Origin of the sequence: Isoalcanivorax indicus, assembly GCF_003259185.1 — a bacterium.
Taxonomy (GTDB): Bacteria; Pseudomonadota; Gammaproteobacteria; order Pseudomonadales; family Alcanivoracaceae; genus Isoalcanivorax; species Isoalcanivorax indicus.
This window is the reverse complement of sequence record NZ_QGMP01000001.1, coordinates 1,022,855-1,042,887: the sequence shown is the minus strand read 5'-3', so window position 1 is coordinate 1,042,887 and position 20,033 is coordinate 1,022,855. Positions and strand designations below refer to the sequence as shown.

The window sequence follows — 20,033 nt, the reverse complement described above, 5'->3', positions numbered from 1 at the left end:
GTGGAGCGGGTGAAGGGAATCGAACCCTCGTATGCAGCTTGGGAAGCTGCCGTTCTACCATTGAACTACACCCGCAAACCAGAACGCGCAATATAGTCAAATCACCGTCACTTTGCTACTGCGCAATACGGCTACGCCATCAGTGTTGATGACCGCCCGGGCCATGGGCATGGCCGTGGGACTTTTCTTCCGCCGAGGCGTCGCGCACCTCATGGATATCCATCACGAATCGCAATGTCTGTCCGGCCAGCGGGTGATTGGCGTCCACATCCACGGTCTTCAGGCCGACTTTCAGTACCGTCACCCAGCGCTGTCCGTCATCGGTCTGTACCGGTACCCGCATACCCGGGCGCAGCTTGCCCGCATGGCGCAGATACTTGGCGCTCAGGCGCTGGGTCATGTTCTCGTCGCGGTGACCGTAGCCGTCTTCCGGGCTGATCTGCACATCAATATGGTCACCGGCTTCACGACCCGTCAAGGCGGCTTCCACACCACGGATGATATTACCCGCACCCATGAGGCAAAGCGTCGGCGTCTCCGGGGAGGACTGCTCGATCAGGGTGCCCTCGCTGTCGTACAACGCATAGTGGAAACTGACGACCTTGCCTGCTTCAACCTTCATGATGTGCCTCTGTGCGAGTGATGGGGCGCCATTATCTGTCTGCTGTGCCGGTCGGTCCAGTCATGCCCGTGCGGATCCGACTTGGCGCCGGGCGCCGGGCTTGGTTATGCTGCGGAGCACCCTGTTCGCACGCTGCATCAGCCGGAGGCCCCAGAATGACGCAACATGCCTTCGTCACCGGAGGCGCCGGCTTTGTCGGCGGCCACGTCATCACCCTGCTCAAGGCGCAGGGGTGGCAGGTGACCGCATTGCACCGCCCGCGCGGTAATCGCGAGCGCCTCGAAGCGCTCGGCGCGCGCCCGGTGGCCGCCCAGATGCATGATGTCGCCCAGCTCACCGAGGTGCTGCCCGAGCGTGCCGATGCCGTATTCCATATCGCCGGCAACACCTCGCTGTGGCGGCGCCAGGATCAGAGCCAGTACCGCGACAATGTGGTCGGCACCCGCGCGGTGGTCGCCGCCGCCCTGGCGCGTGGTGCAAAACGACTGGTGCATACCTCGTCCATCTCCGCCTACGGCATCCAGAAGCAACCTATCGATGAAGATACGCCGTCGACCGCCGAGCATGACTGGATCAGCTACAACCGCACCAAATACCTTGCCGAACAGGAGGTACGAAAAGGCATCGCCGAAGGCCTCGACGCCGTCATCCTGAATCCCTGCGGCATCATTGGCGCGGGCGATACCCATAACTGGTCGCAGCTGATTTCGCTGATCAATGCGGGCAAGTTGCCCGGCGTACCGCCCGGCAGCGGCAGCTTCTGCCATGTCGGCGAGGTCGCCCGTGCCCATCTGAGTGCCTGGGAAAAGGGCCGCACCGGCGCCAACTACATTTTGTCAGGCATTGATGCCAGCCTGCTGGACGTTGTGCGCGTCGTCTGTAAACTGCTGGACCGCAAGCCGCCCAGACGCACGGTGCCACCCTTGCTGTTACGTCTGGCCGGGCATCTTTATCCGCTCGCCGCCCTGATCACCGGCGACGAGCCCCGACTGACGCCGGAAAAGGTGGCGCTGGTCACCAACCGCGTTGTCGCCAGCAGCGCCAGAGCCGAAAAGGAACTGGGCTTCAACAGCAAGGTATCTCTGGAAACCATGCTCAGGGAATGCATCGACTGGATGCGTGCGGAAGCCATGCTGTAATGGCGTGTTGTGATGGCATGTTGTAATGGAAAGCCCTGATGGAAAACACCACGCGCCTGCTCGAACGCCAGCAGGCACTGCTCGCCGGTCGCCATGCGCTGATCGTCGACGCTGACGATGCCGCACTGGCCCACTTGCCCGCGGCCCGGATCACCCTGCACGGCGAACTCGCCAGCCTGCCTCTGGATCAGGCGCAAGTGCTGCCCGACGTCCCCGCCGACACCGATCTGCTGATCATCATCCTGCCGAAATCACGCGAGCGCCTTGATCTGCTGCTGGCCGCCCTGGCGGGCAGCATCACCCGGCCCACCGAATGCTGGCTGGTGGGCCCGGGCAAGGGCGGCATTCGCGGCGCCCTGAAGCAGTTCGCCGCCTTGTGTGGCGAGCCGGAATCACTCGACAGTGCACGGCACTGCAAGCTGTTCCGCGGCACCCTGTCGCCGCACCCCCCCGTGACCCTCGATCAGTTCGAGCGCCGCTGGCACTGCGATGGCCTGACGCTGTGCAGCCTGCCCGGGGTGTTCAGCCACGGGCGCCTGGATGACGGCACCGCTCTGCTGCTCGATACGCTCGCCGACATCACACTGCACGGCCCGGTACTGGATATCGGCTGCGGCGCAGGCATCCTCACCGCCCAGTTGGCTCGCCGGGGGCTGGAGGTGAGCGCCGTGGATGTCAGCACCAGCGCCGTCGCCGCGACCGAGCGCAGTCTGGCGGCCAATGACCTGACAGCCCGGGTGTATCACAGCGATCTGTATAGCGGCCTGCCCGGCGGCGCCGGGGCGCCTCGTTTTCGCACCGTGATCAGTAACCCGCCCTTTCACGACGGGCTGGCGCACCACACCGGCATCACCCAGCGCCTGATCAGCGAGGCGCCGCGCCACCTGCAGCGCGGCGGCAGCCTGTGGCTGGTGGCCAATCAGGGGCTCCCCTATGGCGACTGGCTGGCACAGCACTTTGCCCAGGTGACGGTAGCGCAGGAGAACCGTCGCTTCCGGGTCTGGCACGCTCGACTGCAGAATTGAGTTTTTACAAATTCCCTACTGTTGGTGTTCACTTACTTTTCCTACACTGCTGTGAACCGGGGCAATGATGCCCCCCACCGCATACGGATCAGGCTGTACCCTTATGACGCTGCTCGCCCCCCTGTCACGTTCTCCGCGCCAGGGCCTGTGGGCCCTGCTGGTGGCCGGACTTCTGCTGGTGCAACCCGGCTCCGCCGCGACCGAACGGGAGGCTGCGCTTGATCCGGCGCTGTTCCGTGCCGCGCTGGACGCTGCCCGCGACCGCGATTTCGAACGCCTGGACACACTGGAAGCGGCGCTGGGCCCGAACCATCCCTTGCAGGGGTACCTGGATTTCCATCGCCTGCGCGCTGCGCTGCCCGGCGCTTCACCCGCCGAGGTCAATCGCTATCGCGAGCGCTATGCCGATCTGCCGCTGGCCGCCAGCATGGAGCGCGTGGCCATCAGTCAGTACGGGCGCGCCGGCGAATGGCGCAAGCTGCGTACCTTCCGCACCACACCGCCGGTCACCGATGAACTGGTGTGCTACTACTGGCGCGCCATCCATGACCAGGACCCGAAGAAGGCCTGGGCCGAAATACCAAGCCTGTGGCTGCATGGCAACTCGCGTCCCGCCGCCTGCGACCCGCTCTTCGATGCGGCCCGTCGCGCCGGGGTCATCGACGATAGCCTGATCTGGCAACGCAAGCTGCTCGCCTTTCGCGCTGGCGATCCGGCCCTGATGCGTCATCTCGGTGAGCTGCTCAGCGACGACATGGCCGATGCCGGTCTGCTGCTGCGGCAGGTGTTCAACCAGCCCGAGCGCATTCTCGATCTGCCGGATGGCCTGACCCGGGTGCAGCGCACCCAGCTTGTTGATGCCGGGCTGCATCGCATGGCCAGCACCGACACCGTGGCGGCCCTGCAGGCGCTGAACACCCTGATCGAGCACGAACCGGCGCTCTCGGAAACGGCACGCGCCAACGCCGAGCGCCGGATCGCCTTCTTCTCCACCATTCGTGATCTGCCGGAGAACCGGGCCTGGCTGGACCGCTGGCTGCTGGCTCATGGCAGCGATGCCCTGATCGAACAACGGGCGCGCCGGGCCATTGCCGAGCAGCAGTGGTACCACGTGATCGCCTGGATCGCGCGGCTGCCTGCCAGCGAGCAGCAGGAGTCCCGCTGGCAGTACTGGCTGGGGCGCGCCTACCAGGCCGTGGGCGAACCGGAACTGGCCAGGCACGCCTGGCAGCAGGCCGCCCAGCGACGCAACTTCTGGGCCTTTGCAGCGGCAGACCAGATCAACGTCCCGTATGCGTTGCACCAGACCAGCGCACCGGAAACCGCGCTGCCGAAGGATGATGCCGCACTGACCCGCATCGCCCTGCTGCTGGCCATTGATGAACCCTCGCTGGCGCGCGACGAATGGCTGCGACTGCTGCGCCAGGGGGACAACGCCACCGCCCACGCGCTGGCCAACTACGCGCTGTCACGACAGTGGGATGCCCTGGTGGTCGATGCCGCCATCCATGCGGGCGCCCACAATGTGCTGACCTGGCGCTTCCCGCGCGCCTACCGTGACGCCTTCATGGCCGTTGCCCGGGAACGCGACATGGACCCTTATCTGCTGATGGCTGTGGCGCGGCGCGAAAGCGCGTTCCACAGCCATGCCGTGTCGCCCGTGGGGGCGCGCGGTCTGATGCAGATCATGCCCGGCACGGCGGCGCAGATTGCCGGCTGGCTGAAGGAAGAGGCACCGGACAACGATGCCCTGATGGTGCCGGAACTGAGCATCCGCTTCGGCGCCACCTACCTGGCCGACCTGATCAGCCGCTACCAGGGCAACCGGCTGCTGGCGCTGGCCGCCTACAACGCCGGGCGGCACCGTGTGGATGACTGGCTTGGTGACACCACCCTGCCGTTCGATGTGTGGGTGGAGTCCATTCCCTTCCGTGAAACACGGGAATACGTGCAGGCCGTGCTGGCCTATCGGGTGCTGTTGCAGAGACTGGACGGTGAAGGCGGGCAGCGGGTCGCACTGATCGAGGCCCATGAGCGCCACCCGGGCTATCACATGGCGCTGTTGCAGCAGGCCACCGAGTGATTCAGAACAGCCGACGCACCGTGTAACGCAAATCATCAAGCGCCAGGGCGCGGGCCAGTTCGGGCTCGGCCTGCACCCGGCGACGCAGGCCATTGCTACTGCTACTGCGACGGGTCCAGGCAATCACGGCATTGTGGCAGTCCGGTGTGGCCAGTCGATAACCGTTGGCCCAGCCACGCGGTTTGCTGGCGGCATCACTGTCGCGGTACTCACGCCAGTCGCCGAAATTCATCACCAGCACCCCGTCATCGCTCACCAGCCGGTCCAGCGCCTTCAACCAGCGCCGGTCGGCAGCCACCGCCCGGGTCACCTCACGATTGGCGGGAGCGAACAGGTCCTCGATCACCAGATCGAAGGGCGGGCCATCGTAAGCCGCCACCCAGTCCACCGCGTTGGCGCAAAACGTCTCGACCCCGAAATCACCGACGCCAAAATGCTCACGCGCCACCTCCAGATGCAACGGGTCCAGCTCGACGGCAAAAAACAGGTCCGGGTCCACCAGCTTGCGCACGGGCGGCACCAGACTGCCGCCCCCCAATCCCAGCACCAGCACCCGACGCAGACTCGTGGGCTCGGTGAGCAACGCCGGGAGCCACAACAGATCCCAGACACTGCCTGTAACCAGACGGCGCGGATGGAATTCGGAATGTTGTACCCCGTTGGCATACAGCCGCAGGGTGCGGCCATGGCGGCGCACCTCATACTCGACACCGTTGCGCCCGGCCTGCCAGATCACTGCCATGAATAGCCCGCCTCAGCCGGTAAATTCGCCGTAGCTTTGCACCACCTGGGTCACATAGCCGATGGCCCCGCGGGTATCGAACAGTGTGCCCTGCACCAGCCCGAGGCCCGTTGGCTGCAGCTGCGTCTGTGCCTGGATCGCCAGCCACTCGCTGTCGGGATACCGAAACAGGTTCAGGTTGATATCCGCATTGATGGTACCGGTGGCATTGCCCAGATTGAGCTGCGCCACGCCGTTGCTCAGATCACTCAGCAAGGTCGCCCGTACCAGCGGCGTCAGCGGCGTCCCGGCAACGATGGTCACCGGCAGGTTCAACCAACTGGTGCCCTGCCCGCTCTCGTTCCAGGGCGTCACCGGACGCAGCTGCACACGAGAGTGGAGCCCCCGGGGGATCTTCAGACCCTTGGCGTCCAGCATCGCCTGGATGCCGGTTTCCGCCAGCCCGTCAGGGCCAGGCGGGGGCACAGCGGGGGTGGGTGCGTGCGCGGGCAAGGTGATCGCATGCGCCTTCTGCAACACCGCACTGGCGCTGGCCACCAGCTTGCCGTCATGGTGCAGCGCCAGATCCAGTGCCTTCAGACGCCCCCCGTCACGGCGCAACCGGCTGCTCAGCTTAAGCGCCGCGCGTGGCACCGGCCGCAGCAGGTCCATGGTCAAGCGACCAAGGCGGAAATCGGGCCAGGCCGTGGCCTGCTGCTCGACACCGAAACCGAACAATCCGGATACGGCACCCCCGTGCAGCATGTTCGGATGCCAGGGGCTGCCGCTGGCGGGCGTCGGCAGATAGACCTCACCATCACGGTCAAACAGCACTTCAGTCATAGGGATCCCCGGAGAACAAAGCGCAGAAGTGTAGCAGATGCGGCTTCCCTCCGGCTTGACAGACATGGACAATGGCCGACCACCGCGCACGACGATATCGCGCATGACCTGCAGGAGACGCCCGATGAGCCAGAAACCCAATCCGGTCATGGCCCTGTACCAGAAAATGGAAAAACTGCCCGCCGGGAAAACCCTGTTTTCCATGGCCATCTGCCGCAAGGCTCCCTACTTCGGCACCGTGCGGCCGCGTTTGCAGACGCTGCGCCCCAACTATTGCGAAGCCTTGCTGAAAAAACGCCGCGCCGTGGAAAACCATATTGGCACCGTGCACGTGATCGCCATCTGCAACGGCCTGGAATTTGCCATGGGGGTGGTGGCAGAAGCCTCGATTCCTGCGCACTTGCGCTGGATTCCCAAAGGCATGGACGTGCGCTACACCGCCAAGGCAGAAACCGATATTCGTGTCATTGCCGAAGTCGCTCCCGGCGCCTGGGAAAATGGCCCGGAAGTGGCTGTCGCCGTACGCGCCCTGCGTGATGACGACACCGTGGTCGTCGAGGGCACCATTCATCTGTGGGTGACTGAAAAACCCGCGAAAAAAAGCAGCTGAGCCATGGCACTGAGCGCAACGGTCTTTCACGCCGATATCGATATCGCCGATACGGACCGCAACCATTTCGGCCATGAACGGCTGACGCTGGCCCTGCACCCCTCGGAGACACCGCAACGGATGGTGGCGCGCCTGCTGGCCTGGTGCCTGTTCCCCGAACCGGCACTGACTTTCGGCAGCGGCCTGTCCACGCGCGACGAGGCCGATCTGCTGGCCAGGGACCTGCACGACAACATCAGCCATTGGGTCGATGTGGGCGAGCCGGATGCCGACCGGGTGCGCAAGGCATGCCTGCGTGCCGCCCGGGTCACGGTCATCCCCTACGGGCGGCAGTGGCCGCAATGGTGGAAGCGGGTGGAAAAGGACGTGCGCAAGCAGTCCCGCGCCAGTGTCTGCGTACTGCCCTGGGACGCTGTGGATACACTGGCTCGTGACCTGCCACGCACCTTCGCCTGGCAGGTCAACGTCAGCGACGGCAGCCTGTACATTGCCGACCATCGCGGCGAAATGGTCACCGTAACGCCCGCCAGCACCGACTGACACCGGTGTTGCTGGCGGCGCGGGGCTGGTCAGGCTAGGCTTGATACAGAATCGTCCCTGTCATCCATCGTTGCTGGTTACACCATGCTGTCAGCCCTGCCCCCTGCCATGCCCTTTCCGCACGAATACGCTGGCACACAACACTTCGCCACCCATGCTGCCGCGCTGGGCACCCTGCGCGAACACCCCCTGGCACAACGTGGCCCGCTGGGCGAAGCACTGGCCAGCCACAGCCTCTGGCAGGGGCCGAAGGAGGCGGCACAGGTGCTGGTGGTGCTGTCCGGCACGCACGGTGTCGAAGGGCTGGCAGGCAGCGCCATCCAGCAGGACCTGGTACGTCGCCTGGCCGCACAGCACCTGACCCTGCCGCCCGACTGCGCGCTGCTGCTGGTGCATCTGCTCAACCCCTGGGGCTGCGCCTGGTTACGTCGCTGCGACGCCGAAGGGATCGACCTGAATCGCAACTTCATTGATTTCAACGCACCACGCCCCCTCAACCCCGGTTACGCGCAATTGCGCGACCTGTTGCTGGGCGAGGATGCCGCCGCCCGGCAATCCGCGTTGGCGGCCTACGCCGATGCCCACGGCCGCGCCGCGCTCGAGATCGCCGTCAGCGGCGGCCAGTACCAGGACCCGGCCGGACCCTTCTTCGGCGGCACCGGGCCCGCCCACGGACGGCAACTGGTAGAAACCCTGATCCACGACCACGCGCTGGCTGGCCGCCAGCTGGCAGTGATCGATCTGCACACCGGCCTGGGACCCTATGGCTATGGCGAGATCATCTGCGACCATGATCCGGACAGCGACGGCACCCGTACCGCGCAACGCTGGTATGGCGACGCCGTCACGCTGCCGCTGGCGGGGACCTCATCGTCGGTGCCGAAAACCGGCCTGCTGGACTATGCCTGGCACGCCATCATGGACGCCCGCAGCTGTTTCGTGACTCTGGAATTCGGTACCTTCAGCACCGACGCCCTGTTCGACGTCCTGCTGCAGGATCATCGCCTGCATCAGCAGGGCATGCCGGACTGGCATGCCGACACGACCCGGGCCGTCAAGCACGCCATGCGCGCGCACTTCTGTCCTGATGCCGCACAGTGGCAGCAACTGGTATTGTTCCGGGCCCGCCAGGTGATCGATCTGGCACTGACCGGGATGCATCGCGACAGACATCGCGACAAGGAACAATCATGACGCGGACATCGCCCATTACCCTGCGCCAAGGGCATCTGGACGATCTGGATGCGCTGGAGGCCCTGGAAAAACGCACCTTCGACACCGACCGTCTGAGCCGACGCAGCCTGCGCCGCTGGCTGACCACCGAACACGGCGCACTGATCGTCGCCGAGCAGCACCGGCAACTGGTCGGCTATGTGCTGGTCATCCTGCATCGCGGCACCTCGCTGGCGCGTCTGTACTCCATCGCCGTGAGCGACCAGTGCCGTGGCCAGGGCCTGGGCCGCAAGCTGGTGCAGGCGGCCGAGAAAGCCGCCCTGGACGCCCAGCGCATTTCCCTGCGCCTGGAAGTACGCAAGGACAACCATGCCGCCATCGCCCTGTACGAGAGCATGGGCTACCTGCGCTTCGGCGAATACCGCGATTACTACGAAGATCACCAGGACGCCCTGCGCTACCAGAAACGTATCCGCCATTTCGATGCCACCCTGTGGCAGAAACCCGTGCCCTGGTACCGGCAGACCACCGACTTCACCTGTGGCCCGGCCTCACTGATGATGGCCATGAAAGCGCTGGATAACGACCTGAAACTGAAACAACGCGATGAAGTGCAGATCTGGCGCGAGGCGACCACCATCTTCATGACCGCCGGACACGGCGGCTGCCACCCGCTGGGCCTGGCGCTGGCCGCCGTCGAACGGGGCTTCCGTGCCGACGTCTGGATCAGCCAGAAAGGCCCCTTGTTCGTCGACAGCGTGCGCAACGAAGAAAAAAAACACATCATCGAAATGGTGCACAAGGATTTCGTACGTCGCAGCAAACAGGCCGGGATTACCGTGCATTATCGGGAGATTACCCAACAGGCCCTGACCCGAGGGCTGGAACAGGGCGCCATGCCGCTGATCCTGATTTCCACCTGGCAGATGGACGGCAAGCGCACACCACACTGGGTCCTGTTGTCGGCGTTCGACGAGGACTTTCTCTATTTGCACGACCCGGACCCGGAAGACGGCGTGCAGACCGATCTGGATTGCCAGTACCTGCCCATCGCGCGCGCCGATTTTGGTCGCATGGCGCGCTTCGGGCGCAACCGCTTGCGCACCGCAGTACTGATCAGAAAGCCTTGACCGGCCCCCAGGCTTGCAGGGCCCGGCCGCACGCCTGCAGATGGTCGGCCCGGGTCAGACCACTTGCCTTGCGTGGCGTCAGATCATGGTTGGCGTCCGCCAGCCACAGCAGCCGCACCGCGTCCGGCAGCAATCCTTCACGGGCATAGCCTTCGACCTCCGCACGGCTGCCAAAGGTGTCCCGCTCCCCCTGGCAGACCAGCAACGGCACCGTCAGCGCGGGCCAGTGATCCAGACGCAACCGCTCCGGTTTGCCCGGCGGGTGAAACGGATACCCGAAGCACACCACCCCCGCCACGTCGGCGGGCGCCTCGTCACCCGCCATCAGCAGCGTCGCCATGCGCCCGCCCATGGACTTGCCACCCACCAGCAATGGCCGCGTGCAACGCGGGTCCGCCGCGACCTGCGCCAGCGCCGCCGCAAACGCGGCCAGCAACACCGGCTGGCGATCCGGCGGCCGACGGCGACCGTCCTGCCGACGACGCACCATGTAGGGAAACTCGAACCGCACCACGGTGATGCCTGCCGCCGTCAACGCGTCCGTCAACGCGATCATTGCCTCACTGTCTTGCCCGGCCCCGGCGCCATGGGCCAGCAGCAACGTCGCCCGCGGTGACGCGGCAGGCTGCCATGTCAGTTCTGTCATGCATTACACCTGTTATGATCACCATCCCTATGATGGCATTGTGGAGTTGTCATGATCGATCTCTATACCGCCGCCACGCCGAACGGCTGGAAGGCCTCGGTCACCCTCGAAGAAATGGGCCTGCCTTACCAGGTCATCGCCCTGGACCTGATGAAAGGCGAACAGAAAACCCCCGACTTCCTGGCCATCAACCCGAACGGCCGCATCCCCGCCATCGTCGATCACGACGAAGAGGGCTTTGCGGTGTTCGAATCCGGCGCCATCATGCTGTATCTGGCCGAGAAGACAGGCCGGCTGTGTCCCACCGATGCGCGCGGGCGTTCGCAGGTCATCCAGTGGCTGATGTTCCAGATGGGCGGCGTGGGCCCGATGATGGGCCAGGCCAATGTCTTTTTCCGCTATATGCCGGAAAAGATACAGGTGGCCATCGACCGCTACCAGAACGAGTCGAAGCGCCTGCTCTCGGTGCTCGACGGGCGCCTGAAGGAGCACGAATACCTGGCCGGGGACTATTCGATCGCGGACATTGCCAACTGGTGCTGGGCACGCACTCATGAGTGGTCCGGCGTGGATATCAGTGACTTGCCTCACCTGCAACGCTGGCTGAAGCAGTTACGCGCTCGGCCCGCTGTCGACCGCGGCGTCAAGGTCCCGGGTGATCTCGATCCGGCCTCGGTACTGGCTGCGGCAAAAACAATGGTCCAGCGCTGACCTCCCTGCCGCCCCCCGGTTATCAGGCGACCGGCTGCACCAGCACAAACGGCGCCACCACCACGGCCCACATGTCGGCATCGGCGTCCAGCCAGGCGGCGCTCTGGGCGTCCGTAACGACGGCCACGCGGGCGCCCTCCATCCAGCCTTGCACGGTGGGCTTGTCGTCCCGGGCGAAGGCGGCGGCGACGGCCACGAGATCCAGCGCCGGGTCCACGGCCACGGTCTGGCCACGCGCGAAGAACGGCTGCAACTCACTCCAGCTGATGCGCGCGGTTTCCCGATTCAGGGTATCGATAAGCTCGGACATGCAATCTCCGATGATGGCCGGTTTCCGGCGGCGCAGTATACGTCAGGGGCTGGGGGATTTCAGTGGGCTGTCATGTGCTTCGTAGCGCGGCCTCGGGGAGGGGTAAGCCCTTCCAGAAGCCGCCGTAAATACGTCCCTGTAGGCTTGCGTTCGGCTTCCTGCCTCACACACTTCTGGAAGGGCTTACCCCTCCCCGAGGCCTCAGTTCAGAGGTCACTTCACCGCTGGCACGTCGTAGCTTGTCGCCAGAACCAGGCTTTCAGTTGGCTGGAAGTCGTTAACCGGGCTGCGCGTGACGGCCCTCGGGGGGCGGGTAAAGGGTTTCTGGACCTTCGAGAGGCATGGATGCCGAACGAGAGCTTACAGGGATGTACTTGCAGCGTGTCCAGAAACCCTTTACCCGCCCCCCGAGGGCCACAACCACCAAACCAACACAGCATGGAGCACAACGCCAAAAAAAACGCCCGCTGGGGGCGGGCGATCGAAACAGGCTGTATAGAGGATCAACATCCGTGTTGCACTACTCAGTCCTTGAGTCCGCGTACAGATTAGCTGTGAAGCCGCCCCGTGGATGCAGGAGATTGCCGACACTTTCTGTAAGCCATTGCCTACACGTCACGTCAGCCCCAGTCGACATCCACATCGTGCGTCGGCAAGGCATCCCCCCTCCGGTCGAACAACCGGAACCTCAGTTGCGCCGGCGATACCTCGATGCGCGCAAAGGCATCGCGGCTGTAAACCCGATTGCACAGGGCGACCCGATAGCGATTCCAGGACCAGAGTCCTCCCGTGGCCAGGCGCCCGGAAGACTGGATCATCGGGCTGTACCAGCGGAATGCCATCAGCGCGCTGGGCCAGAACAACCCCGAACTGACCACGTTATGAATCGTCAGCGGCTTGCCATCGTGGCCTCGCGTATGCAGCGACGCCACCAGCGAAGCGTGTACATCGCCGGACAGAAACGCCACGCGGCGCAGGTTCAGTCGGCGAACAGCGTCAAGAATGCGGCGTCGCTGATGGACAAAGCCCTCCCAGGCATCGCTTCGGCGGAACAGCCGCCGGTTGTCCGGGAACACCACCACCGGAGACACGATCAGCTTGACCCGCTCGGTTGAGGTCGCCAGCCAGTCAAGCAGCGCCTGCTCCTGCTCCGCCGAGATCATGCGCACGTCGCGCTTGCCGCCCTGCAATTGCCGCTCGGTACGCACATCCATCACGAACACATCGGCGCAGCCGTGGCTGAAGGTGTACCACAGGTGGTCGGGGTCGCGGTCGGGCCAGCAGCCGGTGGGGTCCAGTGGCATGGCCGGGCCATGCGAAGCCTGATAGATCTGGTAGGCCTTGATGGCGGCCGGAAACTTGCCGATGCGGTCTGCCGGGGAGGCGTGGGCGGGCCAGTTGTCCTCGATCTCGTGGTCATCAAGGATCATGTAGGTCGGCGTGTTGGCCATCAGCTCGCGCATGCCAGGCTGGCCGAAGACGCGACGGTAAAGCTGCAGGTAACAGGCCTCGTCGCTCAGGGCACCGAGGCGGTTCAGTGGGTCGGCGTAGACCTGGTCGCCGCACAGCATGGTGAAGTCCACCGGCCCGTGTTGCTGCTGATGGGCATGCATGGCCTTGAAGGTCTTGTCGGCGCGGTCGTCCGAGATCAGGCCGCCGAGGTCGAAGAAGCGGTAGCTGCAAGAGCCGAGCAGCAGGCTGGCGGGGGCATCGCGCTCGGCCGGGGCTGTGCGGAAGCGGTAGATCGGCAGGGCTCGCCAGTCGAGCAGCGACGCCGGGGCATCGGCGTCCAGAACCCAGCCGGCCTGATATTCATGCACCGTCCGGGGGGTCAGCCCGTGGAGCACGGCAACGCCGCTGCCGTCAAAGTTGGTGTTCAGCCGAAACGCCTGCGCGGGCTGCCAGTCTGCCTGCCCCGCTTGACGCCAGCGGACGCGCCCCAGCATGGCCTTGCCGGACAGATTGAAGGCCGTCATGGCAGCGCGCCCGAACAGGCGCGCGCTGTCAGGCTCACAGGCGCCGATGATGGGGCCGACCGAAAAAGGTTCTACCCGCATTGCTTACCCCGCATTGTTGACCCGCATTGTCCCTTGCTCTGCGACATGACCGACCGCTACCATAAACGGATAGGAATAAAGTACCAACCCCAGCAGGACGTAACCAACAGGACGTAAGATGTACCGCTGACAGCGGGGGGCAGGATGCAATCAATGACGAGTGCGCGCCGGGCGAATGGGCGACCTCTGGCGTGGCTGGCGGGGTGCCTTGCACTGCTGCTCGGGCTGTGCCCGGGTGTCGGCGCCGCAGCCGTTCTGACGCTGCAGGACCAGCCGCTGACCCACCGTGATGCGCATCGTCACGCCCTGATCCATTGCGTGTCACCGGACGAGGCGCCCCGCGCCGATGCGGTACTCGCTGATCCGGAGATACTGGACTGGCAGCCGGTGGGCCACAGGATTCCCAATCGCGGTTTCACCCGGGACCAGTGCTGGCTGCGTCTGAGGCTGGACAATCAGGCCGACCCGGGCCAGCAGTGGCTGTTGCAGGTGGGTTATTCCCTGCTTGCGGAAATCGATTTCTGGTTACGGCAGGAGGACGGCACCGTCATCGATGTGGCGCGCGCCGGCAATGACCTGCGCTATGACTTGCGTCCCTATCCCTACCAGCTTCCGACGTTCCCGCTGGCCCTGACGCCCGGCGACAGCGCCGACGCCTTCCTGCGCATCAGTTCCGTGTACAGCCTTCAGGTCCCGCTGGCGGTCCTGGAGCGCGGCGCCATGGAACGGGGGGCGCAGAACACCCTGCTCCTGCAGGGTCTGTTCTTCGGCGCCATGCTGGTAATGATTCTCTACAACCTGTGCCTGTACTTCTCGATCCGCGAGCGGGTCTACCTGCTGTATGTGGCCTGGTCCTTCACCATCACGCTGTTCCTGGCGATCCTGCATGGCTTCGCCCAGCGTTACGTCTGGCCAGGCAGTGCGCTGATCAGCGCCTACGGCACCATGTATCTGCTGCCGCTCATCGTCCTGTTGCCGCCCCTGTTCACCATCCACTTCCTTGATCTGAAGCAGCGCGCACCGCACCTGGCGAGCCTGCTGCGCTTTCATGTCGGCATCGGTGTCGGCCTGCTGGCCATCACGCCCTTCGTCGACCGGTTCCTGATCCTGCCGATTCAGGTGTTCGCCATCCTGCTGATGGACCTGAGCATCCTGGCGGTGGGGCTGCTGCGCACACGGCAGGGCGACCCGGAGGCGCGCCTCTTCACCATCGCCTGGGTGTGCTTCATCGTCGGTACCGCTGCCATGGCGATGAGCAAGTTCGGCTGGATACCGCGCAATGCGTTCACCGAGTACCTCGTCCAGGTGGGCGTCTTCATCGAAGTGGTGCTGTTGTCGTTTGCGCTGGCCTGGCGCATCAACCGGCTCAAGGGGGAGTACTCGTCTTCGGTACAGGAACGTGCCCTGGCAGAAATGGAAGCCTTCAAGGCCGGCGCCCGCAATCAGGCCAAGAGTGAGTTCCTCGCCACCATGAGTCACGAGATCCGCACGCCCATGAATGGCGTGCTGGGCATGACCGACCTGCTGCGGCGCACGCCGCTGTCGCACCAGCAGTCGCAATATGTGGACACCATTTTCCAGTCTACCCAGTCGCTGCTCACGGTGATCAACGACATTCTCGATTATTCGCGCATCGAGGCCGGCAAACTGGAACTGGAGAGCACAGAGGTCCGGGTGGAGGATCTGGTGGATGATTGCGTATCACTGTTTGCCCTGCTGGCCAGCGAGCGCAACCTGCCTATCCATACCTATCTGGACAGCCGCGTGCCGGAAGTGATCCATACCGATCCGGTGCGCCTCAAACAGGTCATCACCAACCTGATCAGCAACGCCTTCAAGTTTACCGACCATGGGCAAATCGCCCTGCATGTGGCATTGCGGCAGCCGCCTGATGCGCAGGGCAACTGTATTCTCCAGTTCGAGGTGTCCGATACCGGTTGTGGCCTCGACGATACCCAGCAGCGCAACCTGTTCCGCGAGTTCGGCCATGCCGAAGGCAGCGGGCCACGGCAGCGACGCGGTGCCGGGCTGGGCCTGGCGATCAGCAAGCGCCTGTGCGAGATGCTCGGCGGCGACATCGGCGTCAACAGCTCCCCGGGGCGTGGTGCAACCTTCTGGTTCACGGTGAAGAGCCGCAGCAGCAGCGCGCCAGCGCTGGTCCCCGCCCTGCAACGCAAACGCCTGCTGGTGGTCGATCCGGATCCGTCGTTCTGCCTGAGCGTCTCGCAGATGGCTGCCCGTTGGGGCATGGAGGTCGATGACTGCCGCACCATGAAAGAGGCCCGTGAACGACTGGAGCGAGCGGCATCATGGCAGCCGTTCGATGCGCTGCTGGTCAACCGGCGCTTCCGTGATGATCTGGCCGCCATGCCGGATACGCTGCGCCCTGCTGCCCTGCTGCTCGCCGGTGCCACCGGGGAGCAGCCCAGTACGACCGACGCCGCCACCGACCTGAGTCTTGCGGCGCCACTGCTGGAAACGCCAGTTCGCGCCCGTGCGCTGCGGGGCTTGCTGATCGGCCGCCTGACACCGGTTCGCAAGCCCGCCGCCGCGTCTCCCCTGCCGCGCCGTGGCGAGACGCCCAGCGAACAGGATGAACTCAGTGGTCTGCGCGTGCTGGTGGTGGAGGACAATGCTGTCAACCAGTTGGTCATCGACTCGATACTGCGTACAGCAGGCATTCGCGCGACGCTGGTCAGTGATGGCGATGAAGCTCTGCTTCAGGTTCAGCGGGCACGGCAGCCATGGCACGTGATTTTCATGGATTCGGAGCTGCCCACCATCGACGGCTATGAGGCCACCCGGCAGATCCGGGCTGGGGAGCAGGACACCGGCATCCGCAGCTGGATCATCGCGCTGAGTGCCCATGCCTCCGCCGAGCATGTCCAGCACGCCCGCGATGCGGGGGTGGATGATTACCTGAGCAAACCGGTGTCCCGCGATCAGGTCATCGATGCCATTCGCCGCTCCCTGCGCCGCCAGGTGGATGCCTGAATCCGGACGGGTGGCACCAACGCCCCCCGGCCCTTATCATTGGGCGCCCTGACCTGCTGACGGACTTCCCGCGCCATGACCGACGCACCACGCAAGATTCTGGTGACCAGTGCCCTGCCCTACGCCAACGGCTCGATTCACCTGGGCCATATGCTGGAGCATATCCAGACGGATATCTGGGTGCGCTTCCAGAAGATGCGTGGCGAGCACTGTATCTACGTGTGCGCGGATGATGCTCATGGCACCGCCATCATGCTCAAGGCCGAGGAACAGGGTCTGACCCCGGAAGAGCAGATCGCCCGGGTACAGGCCGAGCATGAGCAGGACTTTGCTGCCTTCCTGATCCGCTACGATCACTACCACAGCACCCACAGCCCGGAAAATCGCGCGCTGTCGGAGCAGATCTATCTGGCCAACCGCGACGCGGGCCATATCCTGGAAAAGGAAATCACCCAGCTGTATGACCCGGTCAAGGGCATGTTCCTGGCCGACCGCTTCGTGCGCGGCACCTGCCCGAAATGCGGCGCGGCCGATCAGTACGGCGACAATTGTGAAGTCTGCGGTGCCACCTATACGCCCGGCGAACTGGTGGACCCCTACTCCACCCTGACCCGCGCCACCCCGGTGGAAAAGCCCACCACGCAACTGTTTTTCGATCTGCCGAAGTTCGAAGCCATGCTGCGTGACTGGCTCGCCAGCGACGCCCTGCAACCGAGCGTAGCCAACAAGCTGCGTGAGTGGGTGGACGCCGGGCTGCAGCCCTGGGACATCAGCCGCGAAGCCCCCTACTTCGGTTTCGAGATTCCCGGCTGGCCGGGCAAGTATTTCTATGTGTGGATGGACGCACCGGTGGGCTACATGGCCAGCTTCCGCCACTATTGCGACAGGACCGGCGAAAACTTCGACGATTACTGGAAAGCCGATTCCGATGCCGAATTGCACCACTTCATCGGCAAGGACATCGTCAATTTCCACGGCCTGTTCTGGCCCGCCATGCTGGAAGGCGCCGGGCTGCGCAAGCCCACGGCCCTGCACGTGCACGGGTTCGTCACCGTCAACGGCGCCAAGATGTCGAAATCGCGTGGCACCTTTATCAAGGCCAGCACCTACCTCAAACATCTGGACCCGCAATATCTGCGCTATTACTTTGCTGCCAAGCTGGGCAAGGGCGTGGATGATTTCGACCTGAACCTGGAAGACTTCGTGCAGCGGGTCAATGCCGATCTGGTCGGCAAGGTAGTGAACATCGCCAGCCGCACCGGCAACTTCGTGCACAAGTTCGGCGGCACCCTGCCCGCCACGCTGGACAATGCCGAGCTGGTGCAGAGCGTGCAGCAAGCCGCCACGGGGATCGCCGCGCTGTACGAAACCCGCGAATTTGGCAAGGCCATGCGCGAAATCATGTTGCTGGCCGACCAGGCCAATGAATATATTCAGGCACGTGCCCCCTGGAAGCTGGCAAAAGAGGACGGCCGCGAGGCCGAGGTGCTGGCCGTCTGCGCCACGGCCCTGAACGTGTTCCGCCTGCTGGCGCTGTACCTGAAGCCGGTGCTGCCCACGCTGGCAGAAAAAGCCGAGGCGTTTCTGAAGGTTGAGCCACTGCGCTGGCAGGATGCCGATCGGCTGCTGGGCGAGCACGCCATCGACCGTTTCAGCGCCCTGCTCAACCGCGTGGACATGGCACAGGTGGACGCCATGCTGGCTGACTCGAAAGACACCAGCGGCGAAGCGCAGACGGCCACCGAAACCGCCCCGACAAAGCAGAGCAAGCCAAAGAAAAAACAGGCAGCGCCTGCCGGGAATGACGAGCCGATCAGCATCGACGACTTCAGCAAAGTGAAGCTGCGCGTAGCGCGAATCGTCAAAGCCGCCCATGTCGAGGGAGCCGACAAGCTGCTGCAACTGACGCTGGATATTGGCCACGGCGACACCCGCAACGTCTTCGCAGGCATCAAGGCGAAGTATGCGCCAGAGGATATCGAAGGCCGTCTGACGGTGATGGTGGCCAACCTGGCGCCGCGCAAGATGAAGTTCGGGCTGTCCGAAGGCATGGTGCTGGCTGCCGGTCCCGGTGGCAGTGAAATTTTCCTGCTCAGCCCGGACAGCGGCGCCGAGCCTGGCATGGAAGTACGCTGAACTGATGAACAGACAGCCTGCGCTGCGCGTTATCGCGGGTGCCCGCGCCCGCGCCCATATCGAGAAGGATGGCCTGCGTCAGGAGGACATCCGCGTCATGGTGGGCGCCAGCGGCGGGCCCAAGTGGCTGGCCCTGGCGAAGCTGGACGAATATCTGTTCGGCGACTTCTTTGCCGGACGTGACACGCCTCTGCATCTGATCGGGTCGTCCGCCGGGGCCTGGCGCTTTGCCTGCTTTGCCCAGGCCGATCCGGCCGCCGCCTCGCGCCGCTTCGCCGAGGCCTATCAACATATCTGTTATGCCCCCGGCATGGGTTTCGACGAAATCACCCGGCACACTCATCGCCTGCTTGATGCAGTGCTGCCCGGCGACGCGGCCGTGCAGCAGGTGCTCAACAACCCGGTCATCAAACTGAACCTGATCGCCGCCCGCGCGCGCGGCCTCAACGCGGCCCGGCAACGCGCGCTGCAAGCCGCCGGCCTGGGCCTGACCGCCCTGGCCAATGCCGTGCACCGCCGCACCCTGGGCGGTTTCTTCGAGCGGGTGCTGTTCCACGCCGCCGACGACCAGCCGCCCTTCTATCACCTGAAGGATCTGCCCACCCGCCAGGTGGCCCTGGCCGCCGATAATCTGCGCCCCGCCATTCTGGCTTCAGGGGCCATTCCACTGGTGCTCAGCGGCATCCCGGACATTCCCGGTGCCGGCCCCGGCATCTACTACGATGGCGGCATCACCGACTACCACTTCGACATTCCGTTCAGCCAGGACGGCCTGGTGCTCTATCCGCATTTCTACCCGCGTGTCACGCCGGGCTGGTTTGACAAGGCCCTGAAATGGCGCCGCGCCAACCCGCGTCACTACGATAACGTGGTCATTCTCTGCCCCAGCGATGACTGGGTCGCCGGATTACCCAACGGGCGCATTCCCGACCGGCGCGACTTCAATCGCATGCCGGACGAGCAGCGTATCCGCGACTGGGGCGAGGCCATGAAGCGCTCCGAAGCGCTGGTGGAAGACCTGCAACGCCTGCAACAGGGCGATCTGTCGGCCCTGCGCGCCTGAGGCGCACCAGGTCGGCGCAGGGAAATGCTCAAAAAACAACCACTCAGCCCGCGCAACCCATTGAAATCAGTCACACCGCCCCCACCCCTCACGAAGCTGGTGCAGGGCTGCGCGGACAGCGCGCGGGCTGCGGCACATGTATTGGCAAAACCGATAGCAGCCATATCAGCTATCCATTATGAATATCGGCCAACAGGCCGTATGCTACACCCCGTCTGATCGACAACACC

Annotated in this window: 17 protein-coding genes and 1 tRNA gene; 11 read left to right on the top strand and 7 right to left on the bottom strand. The window is 64.5% G+C overall.

Annotated features, from left to right (window positions below):
• Window position 1: 1 nt before the first annotated feature.
• Together DKW65_RS04860 and DKW65_RS04855 are read right to left on the bottom strand one after the other, a co-directional pair.
• A tRNA-Gly gene (locus DKW65_RS04860) sits at window positions 2–75 on the bottom strand.
• Between the two features lie 64 nt (window positions 76–139).
• Entirely contained in the window at window positions 140–622 is a 483-nt protein-coding gene (locus tag DKW65_RS04855) for an FKBP-type peptidyl-prolyl cis-trans isomerase (RefSeq protein ID WP_111656202.1), read from the bottom strand.
• Window positions 623–777: 155 nt separating this feature from the next.
• On the opposite strand from DKW65_RS04855, the gene DKW65_RS04850 reads away from it, so the two are divergent.
• The 3 genes from DKW65_RS04850 to DKW65_RS04840 all read left to right on the top strand — a co-directional run bounded on the left by DKW65_RS04850 (window position 778) and on the right by DKW65_RS04840 (window position 4,869).
• Entirely contained in the window at window positions 778–1,761 is a 984-nt protein-coding gene (locus DKW65_RS04850) for an NAD-dependent epimerase/dehydratase family protein (RefSeq protein WP_111656201.1), read from the top strand.
• A gap of 38 nt (window positions 1,762–1,799) precedes the next feature.
• Window positions 1,800–2,786 (top strand): class I SAM-dependent methyltransferase, encoded by a 987-nt coding sequence (locus DKW65_RS04845; protein WP_111656200.1) that lies wholly within the window; start codon window positions 1,800–1,802, stop codon window positions 2,784–2,786.
• Window positions 2,787–2,889: 103 nt separating this feature from the next.
• Window positions 2,890–4,869: a transglycosylase SLT domain-containing protein gene (locus DKW65_RS04840; RefSeq protein WP_162925702.1), complete on the top strand. Its 1,980-nt coding sequence runs from the start codon at window positions 2,890–2,892 to the stop codon at window positions 4,867–4,869.
• A gap of 1 nt (window position 4,870) precedes the next feature.
• Here the strand turns inward: DKW65_RS04840 and DKW65_RS04835 are convergent, their stop codons facing one another.
• Together DKW65_RS04835 and DKW65_RS04830 are read right to left on the bottom strand one after the other, a co-directional pair.
• On the bottom strand, window positions 4,871–5,611 hold the full coding sequence (locus tag DKW65_RS04835; protein WP_111656198.1) for an O-methyltransferase: 741 nt from the start codon (window positions 5,609–5,611) through the stop codon (window positions 4,871–4,873).
• 12 nt (window positions 5,612–5,623) lie between these two features.
• On the bottom strand, window positions 5,624–6,433 hold the full coding sequence (locus tag DKW65_RS04830) for an acyl-CoA thioesterase domain-containing protein (RefSeq protein WP_162925701.1): 810 nt from the start codon (window positions 6,431–6,433) through the stop codon (window positions 5,624–5,626).
• A gap of 124 nt (window positions 6,434–6,557) precedes the next feature.
• Here DKW65_RS04830 and DKW65_RS04825 point away from each other — a divergent pair, with 124 nt between their 5' ends.
• The 4 genes from DKW65_RS04825 (at window position 6,558) to rimI (ending at window position 9,886) form a co-directional block, all read left to right on the top strand.
• Complete coding sequence (locus tag DKW65_RS04825) at window positions 6,558–7,043, top strand: hotdog fold domain-containing protein (protein WP_111657521.1); 486 nt, start codon at window positions 6,558–6,560, stop codon at window positions 7,041–7,043.
• 3 nt (window positions 7,044–7,046) lie between these two features.
• Entirely contained in the window at window positions 7,047–7,583 is a 537-nt protein-coding gene (locus tag DKW65_RS04820) for a YaeQ family protein (protein ID WP_111656196.1), read from the top strand.
• Window positions 7,584–7,667: 84 nt separating this feature from the next.
• Window positions 7,668–8,777 carry a DUF2817 domain-containing protein gene (locus DKW65_RS04815; protein WP_111656195.1) on the top strand — a complete coding sequence of 370 codons (1,110 nt, stop codon included), beginning with the start codon at window positions 7,668–7,670 and terminating at the stop codon, window positions 8,775–8,777.
• Complete coding sequence (rimI, locus tag DKW65_RS04810; RefSeq protein ID WP_111656194.1) at window positions 8,774–9,886, top strand: ribosomal protein S18-alanine N-acetyltransferase; 1,113 nt, start codon at window positions 8,774–8,776, stop codon at window positions 9,884–9,886. The genes DKW65_RS04815 and rimI overlap by 4 nt, the downstream gene beginning before the upstream one ends.
• Here the strand turns inward: rimI and DKW65_RS04805 are convergent.
• Window positions 9,873–10,532 carry an alpha/beta family hydrolase gene (locus DKW65_RS04805; RefSeq protein ID WP_111656193.1) on the bottom strand — a complete coding sequence of 220 codons (660 nt, stop codon included), beginning with the start codon at window positions 10,530–10,532 and terminating at the stop codon, window positions 9,873–9,875. The two genes, rimI and DKW65_RS04805, sit on opposite strands and share 14 nt — an antisense overlap.
• A gap of 51 nt (window positions 10,533–10,583) precedes the next feature.
• On the opposite strand from DKW65_RS04805, the gene DKW65_RS04800 reads away from it, so the two are divergent.
• Window positions 10,584–11,243, top strand: a complete 660-nt coding sequence (locus DKW65_RS04800; RefSeq protein ID WP_111656192.1) for a glutathione S-transferase family protein — start codon at window positions 10,584–10,586, stop codon at window positions 11,241–11,243.
• A gap of 22 nt (window positions 11,244–11,265) precedes the next feature.
• Here the strand turns inward: DKW65_RS04800 and DKW65_RS04795 are convergent, their stop codons facing one another.
• Together DKW65_RS04795 and DKW65_RS04790 are read right to left on the bottom strand one after the other, a co-directional pair.
• A complete protein-coding gene (locus tag DKW65_RS04795; RefSeq protein WP_111656191.1) occupies window positions 11,266–11,553 on the bottom strand; it encodes a DUF2288 family protein in 288 nt (95 codons plus the stop codon).
• A gap of 620 nt (window positions 11,554–12,173) precedes the next feature.
• The gene (locus DKW65_RS04790) at window positions 12,174–13,610 is read right to left on the bottom strand and encodes an alkaline phosphatase D family protein (protein WP_111656190.1); all 1,437 of its coding nucleotides are present in this window, start codon (window positions 13,608–13,610) and stop codon (window positions 12,174–12,176) included.
• A gap of 153 nt (window positions 13,611–13,763) precedes the next feature.
• On the opposite strand from DKW65_RS04790, the gene DKW65_RS04785 reads away from it, so the two are divergent.
• The 3 genes from DKW65_RS04785 (at window position 13,764) to DKW65_RS04775 (ending at window position 19,803) form a co-directional block, all read left to right on the top strand.
• Window positions 13,764–16,604, top strand: coding sequence for a hybrid sensor histidine kinase/response regulator (locus DKW65_RS04785; protein WP_111656189.1), 2,841 nt, complete (start codon window positions 13,764–13,766; stop codon window positions 16,602–16,604).
• A 75-nt stretch (window positions 16,605–16,679) separates the two neighbouring features.
• A complete protein-coding gene (metG, locus tag DKW65_RS04780) occupies window positions 16,680–18,740 on the top strand; it encodes a methionine--tRNA ligase (protein ID WP_111656188.1) in 2,061 nt (686 codons plus the stop codon).
• Window positions 18,741–18,744: 4 nt separating this feature from the next.
• Window positions 18,745–19,803: a patatin-like phospholipase family protein gene (locus tag DKW65_RS04775; protein WP_111656187.1), complete on the top strand. Its 1,059-nt coding sequence runs from the start codon at window positions 18,745–18,747 to the stop codon at window positions 19,801–19,803.
• Window positions 19,804–20,033 lie beyond the last annotated feature (230 nt).

Bases quoted from the DNA above. Each gene is read 5' to 3' on its own strand.
- DKW65_RS04855 (WP_111656202.1), bottom strand. From the start codon at position 622: ATGAAGGTTGAAGCAGGCAAGGTCGTCAGTTTCCACTATGCGTTGTAC.
- DKW65_RS04845 (WP_111656200.1), top strand. From the start codon at position 1,800: ATGGAAAACACCACGCGCCTGCTCGAACGCCAGCAGGCACTGCTCGCC.
- DKW65_RS04830 (WP_162925701.1), bottom strand. From the start codon at position 6,433: ATGACTGAAGTGCTGTTTGACCGTGATGGTGAGGTCTATCTGCCGACG.
- DKW65_RS04840 (WP_162925702.1), top strand. From the start codon at position 2,890: ATGACGCTGCTCGCCCCCCTGTCACGTTCTCCGCGCCAGGGCCTGTGG.
- DKW65_RS04785 (WP_111656189.1), top strand. From the start codon at position 13,764: ATGACGAGTGCGCGCCGGGCGAATGGGCGACCTCTGGCGTGGCTGGCG.
- DKW65_RS04835 (WP_111656198.1), bottom strand. From the start codon at position 5,611: ATGGCAGTGATCTGGCAGGCCGGGCGCAACGGTGTCGAGTATGAGGTG.
- DKW65_RS04795 (WP_111656191.1), bottom strand. From the start codon at position 11,553: ATGTCCGAGCTTATCGATACCCTGAATCGGGAAACCGCGCGCATCAGC.
- metG (WP_111656188.1), top strand. From the start codon at position 16,680: ATGACCGACGCACCACGCAAGATTCTGGTGACCAGTGCCCTGCCCTAC.
- DKW65_RS04815 (WP_111656195.1), top strand. From the start codon at position 7,668: ATGCTGTCAGCCCTGCCCCCTGCCATGCCCTTTCCGCACGAATACGCT.
- rimI (WP_111656194.1), top strand. From the start codon at position 8,774: ATGACGCGGACATCGCCCATTACCCTGCGCCAAGGGCATCTGGACGAT.
- DKW65_RS04800 (WP_111656192.1), top strand. From the start codon at position 10,584: ATGATCGATCTCTATACCGCCGCCACGCCGAACGGCTGGAAGGCCTCG.
- DKW65_RS04825 (WP_111657521.1), top strand. From the start codon at position 6,558: ATGAGCCAGAAACCCAATCCGGTCATGGCCCTGTACCAGAAAATGGAA.
- DKW65_RS04805 (WP_111656193.1), bottom strand. From the start codon at position 10,532: ATGACAGAACTGACATGGCAGCCTGCCGCGTCACCGCGGGCGACGTTG.
- DKW65_RS04850 (WP_111656201.1), top strand. From the start codon at position 778: ATGACGCAACATGCCTTCGTCACCGGAGGCGCCGGCTTTGTCGGCGGC.
- DKW65_RS04790 (WP_111656190.1), bottom strand. From the start codon at position 13,610: ATGCGGGTAGAACCTTTTTCGGTCGGCCCCATCATCGGCGCCTGTGAG.
- DKW65_RS04775 (WP_111656187.1), top strand. From the start codon at position 18,745: ATGAACAGACAGCCTGCGCTGCGCGTTATCGCGGGTGCCCGCGCCCGC.
- DKW65_RS04820 (WP_111656196.1), top strand. From the start codon at position 7,047: ATGGCACTGAGCGCAACGGTCTTTCACGCCGATATCGATATCGCCGAT.